This is a genomic window from Collinsella sp. AF23-4AC (assembly GCF_003462685.1).
GTDB lineage: Bacteria > Actinomycetota > Coriobacteriia > Coriobacteriales > Coriobacteriaceae > Collinsella.
In genome coordinates, this window is sequence record NZ_QRVE01000018.1 from 32,453 (window position 1) to 40,556 (window position 8,104).

Annotated in this window: 7 protein-coding genes; 4 read left to right on the forward strand and 3 right to left on the reverse strand. The window is 60.2% G+C overall.

The window, feature by feature from the left end; all coding sequences use genetic code 11:
* Window positions 1–22: 22 nt before the first annotated feature.
* Entirely contained in the window at window positions 23–1,810 is a 1,788-nt protein-coding gene (aspS, locus tag DWY05_RS08555) for an aspartate--tRNA ligase (RefSeq protein ID WP_117837245.1), read from the reverse strand.
* A 256-nt stretch (window positions 1,811–2,066) separates the two neighbouring features.
* Between aspS and serB the strand changes: the two genes are divergently transcribed.
* From serB to DWY05_RS08575, 4 genes are all read left to right on the forward strand, one after another.
* The gene (gene serB, locus DWY05_RS08560; RefSeq protein WP_117821325.1) at window positions 2,067–2,702 is read left to right on the forward strand and encodes a phosphoserine phosphatase SerB; all 636 of its coding nucleotides are present in this window, start codon (window positions 2,067–2,069) and stop codon (window positions 2,700–2,702) included.
* A 114-nt stretch (window positions 2,703–2,816) separates the two neighbouring features.
* Entirely contained in the window at window positions 2,817–3,599 is a 783-nt protein-coding gene (gene larB / locus DWY05_RS08565; RefSeq protein ID WP_117821326.1) for a nickel pincer cofactor biosynthesis protein LarB, read from the forward strand.
* A gap of 10 nt (window positions 3,600–3,609) precedes the next feature.
* A complete protein-coding gene (locus DWY05_RS08570) occupies window positions 3,610–4,515 on the forward strand; it encodes a LarC family nickel insertion protein (protein ID WP_117821327.1) in 906 nt (301 codons plus the stop codon).
* A gap of 2 nt (window positions 4,516–4,517) precedes the next feature.
* Window positions 4,518–5,057: a TetR/AcrR family transcriptional regulator gene (locus tag DWY05_RS08575; RefSeq protein ID WP_117821328.1), complete on the forward strand. Its 540-nt coding sequence runs from the start codon at window positions 4,518–4,520 to the stop codon at window positions 5,055–5,057.
* A gap of 305 nt (window positions 5,058–5,362) precedes the next feature.
* On the opposite strand, the gene larD is transcribed toward DWY05_RS08575, so the two are convergent.
* A complete protein-coding gene (larD, locus tag DWY05_RS08580; RefSeq protein ID WP_117821329.1) occupies window positions 5,363–6,094 on the reverse strand; it encodes a D/L-lactic acid transporter LarD in 732 nt (243 codons plus the stop codon).
* 49 nt (window positions 6,095–6,143) lie between these two features.
* Window positions 6,144–7,421 carry a nickel-dependent lactate racemase gene (gene larA / locus DWY05_RS08585; protein WP_233504063.1) on the reverse strand — a complete coding sequence of 426 codons (1,278 nt, stop codon included), beginning with the start codon at window positions 7,419–7,421 and terminating at the stop codon, window positions 6,144–6,146.
* Between the last annotated feature and the right edge of the window lie 683 nt (window positions 7,422–8,104).

The window sequence follows — 8,104 nt, forward strand, 5'->3', positions numbered from 1 at the left end:
CGGGCAATATGTAGCTGCTCGCCTACATCAGGCGCAGGCTGACGTCCTTGAGCTGGGCGCCGGAAACGGCACTCGGGGCGCCCGACATGAGGTCGGAGCCACTGGCCGTCTTGGGGAACGCCATGACGTCGCGGATGGAGTCGGAGCCGGTGAGCAGCATGCACACGCGGTCCAGGCCCAGGGCGAAGCCGCCCATCGGGGGCGCACCAAACTTGAGCGCCTCCATGAGGAAGCCAAACTGAGACTCGGCGCGCTCTTCGGTAAAGCCCAGGAGCTTGAGCATGGACATCTGCATCTCGGCGTTGTGGATACGCATACCGCCGCCGCCGGCCTCAAAGCCGTCCATGACAAAGTCGTAGGTGCAAGAACCGGCTGCCAGCGGATCGGCCTCGATCTTGGCGATGTCGGTCTCGGTCGGCAGGGTGAAGGGCTGGTGCTCGGCAGCATAGGCCTTGCGGTCCTCGTCCCAGTGGAACAGCGGGAAGTTGACGACCCACAGGAAGTCGTGACCCTCGCGCTTGATCTCGAGCGCGTTGGCCATGTGGGAGCGCATGCCGCCCAGGATTTCGTCGGAAAGCAGGCGCGGGCCGGCGGCGAACATCACGAGGTCGCCGGGCTCGACGTCCATGCGCTCGCGCATAGCCGCCATCTCCTCGTCCGAGAAGAACTTGACGATGGGGCTGTTGATGGAGCCGTCCTCGCGGAAGGCGATCCAGGCCAAGCCCTTGGCGCCAAACGTGGAGGCCACGCCAGCGAGCTTATCGATCTTGGCGCGGGCCCAGGCACCGGCGCCCTTGGCGTTGATGGCCTTGACGACGGAACCCTCCTCGTTTGCGGCAGTCGCAAAGACCTTGAACTTGGAGTTGGCAAAGATGTCGGTCAGGTCGACCAGGTGCATACCATAGCGGGTATCGGGCTTGTCGGAGCCATAGGTGTCCATGGCCTCCCAGTAGTTCATGCGGCGCAGCGGCGTGGGCATCTCGACACCCATACGGCCGAAGGCATCGGCCAGGACTTCTTCGAGCGCGCTCATAACGTCGTTCTGGTCCACGAAGGACATCTCGATATCGACCTGGGTGAACTCGGGCTGACGGTCGGCGCGCAGATCCTCGTCGCGGAAGCACTTGGCAACCTGGTAGTAGCGCTCGACGCCACCGACCATGAGCAGCTGCTTCAGGAGCTGCGGGGACTGCGGCAGGGCGTAGAAGTTGCCCGGCTGGATGCGGCTGGGGACGATGAAGTCGCGGGCGCCCTCGGGCGTGGACTTGAACAGGGAGGGCGTCTCGACCTCCATGAACTCACGGTTATGCAGCGCCTCGCGAATGGCAAAGGTGAAGTCGGAGCGCAGCTTGAGGTTGGCCATCATCTCGGGACGGCGGAGGTCCAGATAGCGATAGCGCAGGCGGGTGTCCTCGCTGGTCTCGATGCCGTCCTCGATCTGGAACGGCGGGGGGACGGACGTGTTGAGCACCTCGGCGTGGTCGGTCAGAACCTCGATCTCGCCGGTCGCGAGCTTGGTGTTGGTGGTCTCCTCGCCACGAGCGCGCACGACGCCGTGGATCTTGATGGGCCACTCGGGACGCATAGTCTCGGCGATCTTAAAGGCGTCGCCGTCAGAGTGCTCGGGGTCGAAGGTGAGCTGCGTGATGCCCTCGCGGTCGCGAAGGTCGCAGAAAATAAGGCCGCCGTGGTCACGGCGACGGCTCACCCAACCGGTGAGGGTGACCTCTTCGCCCACGTTCTCGCGGCGAAGCTCGCCGCAGGTACGGGTGTGCATGGAATGCTCGTCGATGGGACGGGTCTGGCTCATACCAGTGATCCTCCTTTATGGATCTGTGCCGCCCCGTGTCGTTCCGGGCGGCGTCGTACAGATTTGCCCAGCCTGCGTAAACCGCGCAGCCAGACATGGCGTTCTATCTTATCGCACCTGTGTCGATGTGCCGCGGAAAAGTAGCTCATGCCCAAAGACTTGACGGAGACGAAACAATTGGTGCACCGCGGCCGTCGCCAAGGCGTGCCACGTGCGACAATGTGCCCCAATACAACTGCACTCGGAAAGGCCCGCCATGACTGCACGCCTCATCGTTATGGATATCGACTCCACGCTCATCAACCAGGAGGTCATCGACCTGTTGGGCGAGGAAGCCGGCGTGGGCAAGCAAGTTGCGCGGATCACCGAACGCGCCATGCGCGGCGAGCTTGACTTTAAGCAGGCGCTCGAGGAGCGCGTGGGGCTGCTTGCCGGCTTGGACGAGAGCGTGTTCGAGCGCACCTTTGCGCGCGTGACGTTTACCCCCGGCGCGCTGGAGCTTGTGCGCTCGGCGCACAGCAAGGGCTGGAAGGTCGGCGTGGTAAGCGGCGGCTTTCACGAGGTCGCCGACAAGATCGTGGCTGCCGCGGGTATCGACTTTTGCCTGGCCAATCGTCTGGAGGTCGTGGACGGCAAGCTCACCGGTAAGCTGGCTGCCGACATTGTGACCAAGGAGTCCAAGCTCATCCAGCTGCTGGACTGGGCAGTTGAGTGCGGCGTCGATATGGCTCACACGGTCGCTATTGGCGACGGGGCAAACGACATCCCCATGATCCAGGCCGCGGGCACGGGCATCGCATTTTGCGCCAAGCCCAAGACGCGCGAGGCAGCCCCGTTTACCATCGACGAGCGTAACCTGATGCTCGCCATGGACATCATCCTGCGTGACTAGCCGATCCGTCTAACAACTGAATCAGTCTGTCCTATAGTTTCCGAACAATTTTATCTTAGTGTTCGGAAACATACCCTTTGAGTGCTAGACTTTGCGCCGTCGAAGGGAACATATATGGATAAGCGAGATCTTGAGCAGCTGCTGAGCGATGTTGCCGGCGGATCAGTCACCCCGGCAGTTGCCCTCACACGCATCCAGACGGCGCCAACCGCCGATCTGGGTTTTGCGCAGCTCGATCTTTCGCGCGGGGTGCGCCAGGGAGCCGGCGAGGTTGTCTACGGTGCCGGTAAAACCGCCGAACAGATCGCCGCCATTATCGAAGCGCTGCGCGATGCCGGCCAGGAGCGCATCCTAGTCACGCGCCTGGACGACGAAAAAGCCGCGCGCACCGCTGAGCTTCTCGGCAACGGCATCGACCTGGGATATGTCCCGGACGCACAGCTCGCCCTCGTGGGCGGCAAGCCCTCCCCTACCGGCAACGGACGCATCGTCGTCGCCTGCGCCGGTACGAGCGACCTGCCCGTCGCCGAGGAAGCCGCATTGACGGCCGAGTTCTATGGCAACGAGGTCGACCGCCTCTACGACGTGGGTGTCGCCGGCCTGCACCGTCTGCTCGCGCATGCCGAGGAACTTGCCCAGGCGCAGGTGGTCATCGCCATCGCCGGCATGGAGGGCGCGTTGGCGAGCGTTATCGGCGGTCTGGTGAGCTGTCCGGTCATCGCCGTTCCCACCAGCGTGGGCTACGGCGCGAGTTTTGGTGGCGTAGCCGCGCTGCTCGCCATGCTCAACTCCTGCGCCAGCGGCGTTTCGGTCGTCAATATCGACAACGGCTTCGGTGCCGCCTACCAGGCAAGTCTTATCAATCATCTGAGCGCCGGCACGCCCTGCGCCCGCTAAGGAGCATCCCATGTCCAACCATCAGCACACGCTTATCATCGACGGAACCTCGGGCATCAGCGGCGATATGACCGTCGCGGCCCTGCTCGACCTGGGCGCCAGCGAAGAGCATCTGCGCGAACAGCTCGCCACGCTGCCTGTCGATGGCTTTTCGATCGCCGTCACGCGCGTAAACAAGCACGGCATCGATGCCTGCGATTTCGACGTCCAGCTTGCAGAGGGCCTCGAGAACCATGATCACGATATGGCCTGGCTCTACGGCAACGAAGCAGCTGCCGAGCTCACACATGAGCATGAGCACCATCATCATGACCATGTCGAGCATGACCACTGCCACGAGCACGACCATGAGAGCCATGGACACGAGGGTCACCATCACGCCCACCACCATCACCACCGTTCTTTGGCGGACGTCACCGCCATCATCGATGGCTCGCAGCTGAGCGATGGCGCCAAGCGTCGTGCGCTCGCCATCTTTACCGCACTCGCCGCCGCCGAGGCCAAGGCTCACGGCAAAACGCCCGAGACCGTCATGTTCCACGAGGTGGGCGCCGTCGACTCTATCGTCGACGTCTGCTCTGTCGCCATCTGCCTCGACGACCTGGGTATTGAGGACATCGTGGTTGAGTCGCTCTCCGAGGGTCACGGTACTATCCACTGCGCCCACGGCCTTATGCCCATTCCCGTCCCCGCCGTCGTCAACCTGTGCCAGGCAGGCAATATCGCCCTCACGCCTGCACCGGTCGCCGGCGAGCTCGTGACGCCCACGGGCGCCGCCATCGTCGCCGCACTGCGCACGTCCGAGCACCTGCCGGCCCGCTACCGCATCGAGGCCGTCGGCTACGGCGCCGGTAAGCGCCCCTACGAGGGTTGCTCCGGCACGCTCCGTTGCCTGCTCGTTCACGCGGACGCATAGCCATGGATGCCCGCAAGGCAAAAAGCCGCGCTGCCATCGTTGCGGCGTTCTCCGAGCTGCTGCGCGAAGAGGACTACGGCAAGATCACCGTCGGCGACATCATCGCTCGCGCCCATGTGGGTCGGGCCACGTTCTACGGCCTCTTCAAGAGCAAAGATGACCTACTGTCCGAGCTCGTGAGCGACATCTGCACCCACGCCCTCGATGACGATGGCACACCGCTCGACGACCCACTCGTGCAGGTCGAACATATTCTCAACAATCTATGGGAACGTCGCCAGGGCGTCCGAGCGCTGGTAGCCGGCGCCGGCTCACGCGTCTTCGCCGACTGCTTACGCAAGACCATCATGTCACGAGCAGCCGAAACCGTCCCTACCGACCCAAACGGCCCCGCCGCCGCCATAGACCGAAGCTTCCTACTGCACCACATAGCCTCAAGCTTCGTAGGAATGGTCCAATGGTGGGCCTGGCACAACTTCCAAGCAGATAAGGCCGAAGTAGCCAAAGACTACCTATCAGCCATTAAGCCTCTCTTCAGCTAAGTAAGAAGCCCATCCCAAAGCATCGCCCCAACCCAAGCCGCTACGCATCCCAAAGTGTCACTCGCGCTTCAACGCCCCTACCAGCAACAAGCCCCTCCCATCCAAATTCAGATATATATGTTGGGTTGCTTGTTCGAACACAGCCAAGAATGCCCAGGGCTCGGCAAGGGTTTACTTTCCAACGCATTCCGCAGGACGCAAAAAGGCTCGCCGCACAAAGTGCGCAGCGAGCCTTTTTGCATGTCCGAGGACGCGTTGGAAAGTAAACCCTTGCCGAGCCCGAACCTTATAGAGCCGTCCTTCGACTAGAACATGCCCAAGAAACCATGCACAAACAGCGCGGCCACAATAGCACCGACAAACGGCGCGATGCCAGGAACAAGCAGGCCATACTTCCAGTTGTTGTCAGCCTTGTTCTTAATCGGCAGCACCTGATAGGCCATGCGAGGACCAAGGTCACGTGCCTGGTTCATGGCGAAGCCGGTGATGCCGCCCATGCCCATGCCAACGGCCCAGACAATCAGGCCGACGCAGATGGCGAGCAACAGAACGTTCTCACCAGCACGGCTAGCAGCAGCAAGGATGGCGCTGATAAACACGAAGGTGCAGATAGCCTCGCAGAAGAAGTTGCGGGCATAGTTCGTGCCCTCGGTGGTGGGGTTGGTCGAGAAGATGTTGCGCTGAGCAATGGGATCGACGACACCCTCGGAAGCCTTGAACTCATCGGCATACATAAACCAAGCGATCACGGCACCCACAAAGCCGCCGAGCATATCGGCAAGCATAAAGGGAATGCAGTTGCCCCACGGCACCAGACCGACGATGCACTGGGCAAGCACCATAGCGGGGTTCATGCACACGGCGCCGCCAAAGACAAACAGGCAGACCGAGATGCCAAAAGACCAAGTGGTGATGGCAAACATATGGCCGGAGCCCTGATACTTGGTGCCCTTAAGCACGGTATCGCAGTGCACGCCCACGCCAAAGATGATCATGAGGGCCGTTGCGCCGAATTCGCAGAGGAGTTTGGTAAGCATAAAACCTTATCTTTCTTGTCGGTTAAAAACGATTCGTTTAGGCCGCGCACTAGTGCTGCGCGACGACAACGCCCAGGCCATCGGGGATGACGGCCACCTTGGCGTCGGCACCCTTCATCTCAAAGGCGAGCTTGAGCGCCTCCTCGAGGGTGTTGACCGGCGTCATGTGCATATCCTTGATCATCTGGTGATCGCACAGATCGGTGACCATGATCACAGGGTGATGCGCCAGGATGCGGGCGAAAATCTGGCTCGTCCACTGATCGGGCAGGGTCTCGTCCTTAGGACGGTCGATGCAGGCGCGCTCAAACTCCGCCGGATCATTGTCGGCGATGTTGTGATAGAAGCCCTCGCCACCGTGACCGTCGGCACAACCGGCGACATCGATGATCACACCGCCCTCGGGAAGCGTGGCCTCGGCAGCGCACATGCCCTTCACAGCCTGATAGATGTTCTGATCGAGGGGGTAGCCACCATTGGTGGTGATGGCAATCTCGCACTCGACGGGCTCAACGCCGGCAAGGCTCTTCACGAACTCGCAGCCGGCCTCGTGCGCCTTGTGGATGTCGCCGGCAAAGGAGCCGATGACCTCGTGCTTGCCGTTAAGCACCACGTTGAGCACAAAGGCAAGGTGAGCCATCTCGGCGGCGGCGAACATGTCCTCGCTCACGTGGTTGTGGCACAGGTTGCCGGCACGCGAGTGGGAATCGTTCACAAACTGACCGTTGTGGTTGTACATGATGGTCTTATAGCTGGCGATGCCGGGCAGGACGGACTTACGGCTGCCAGAGAAACCGGCAAAGAAGTGCGGCTCAATGAAGCCCTCGGCAAGCAGCAGATCGCAATCGGCGGCAATCTTGTTGATGATGCACTCGCCACCAGAAGGCAGGGTGCCGATCTTTTTCATCATGCTGTCATCAGTCGCGACGTGCATAACGATTTCCTCGTTGGCAACGATCTCCTCGCCATACTTATTGACGAGCTCCTCGTGCGTCGACGGACGGTGCATACCCGTAGCAACCAAAATACGCACACGGGCCTCGGGCGCAGCGGAATGGATGTGATGCAGCAGAATAGGCATCGTCACACGCGAGGGAACGGGACGCGTATGATCGGAGCTAATGATGACGATATCCTTCTTGCCAGCACAAAGCTCCTCGAGCGAAGGCGAGCCATAAGGGTTGGCAAGCGACTCCTCTACCAGCTCTTCCTGAGATTTTGTAGTCTTAAACTCGTTTTGATGACCTTCCATCACACCCGCGAAGTTCTTATCCTCGAGCTCCAGATGCAACGTCTTGTGGTCAAACGGCAGTTCACATTCAAACAATGATGAGCGCCCTCTTCCTTTCAACTGACACACTAGATAAACCGTTGGAAGGATACGCCGCTCACCGAAAAACACCACCGTCCACCGACTCATTAACACAACGTTCATATTTGACCCACAACAAAACGGCCACGATCCCAAACGGAGCCGCGGCCGCCCGTAAAAGACACAATAGAAAGGATGACTTACACAGCGCCGAGGCAAACATCTACCCCGAGACGTACGCACGTAAAGCATTTTGCATAAATGCGTTAATAATTGCATAAAATGGCGCATGGATTTCTAGCCGTAACAGGGTAGTACCCTCCGGAGCGTGCATTTTTGCGAGTATTCAGCATCGCGGGATAAGATTTTGGTGTCAAAAGTCTTTCAAAAAGTAGATAGTCCTCATGACTCGACCCATCTGGATAGCATGCGGCGAGAAACCAGCTATATATGGACATCGCCAAGGCCCAATTGTCGTGCAAAAGCATCAACAAAGGCAGCGAAAGCCGGCTATGGCCTTATGCATCAATCTTTGGCTGCTGAAAACTCCGTTTTTTGCACGTCGCCCCAAGCACCACCCTCACCCAGCGGCCAATCCGCTGAAGACCGGACATCGCAGGGCCCGCCATCAGTTTACTTTTAGGCACACTCCGCACTGATATCTTCTGTATTGAAGACGTCGATGATGCACCCGTATA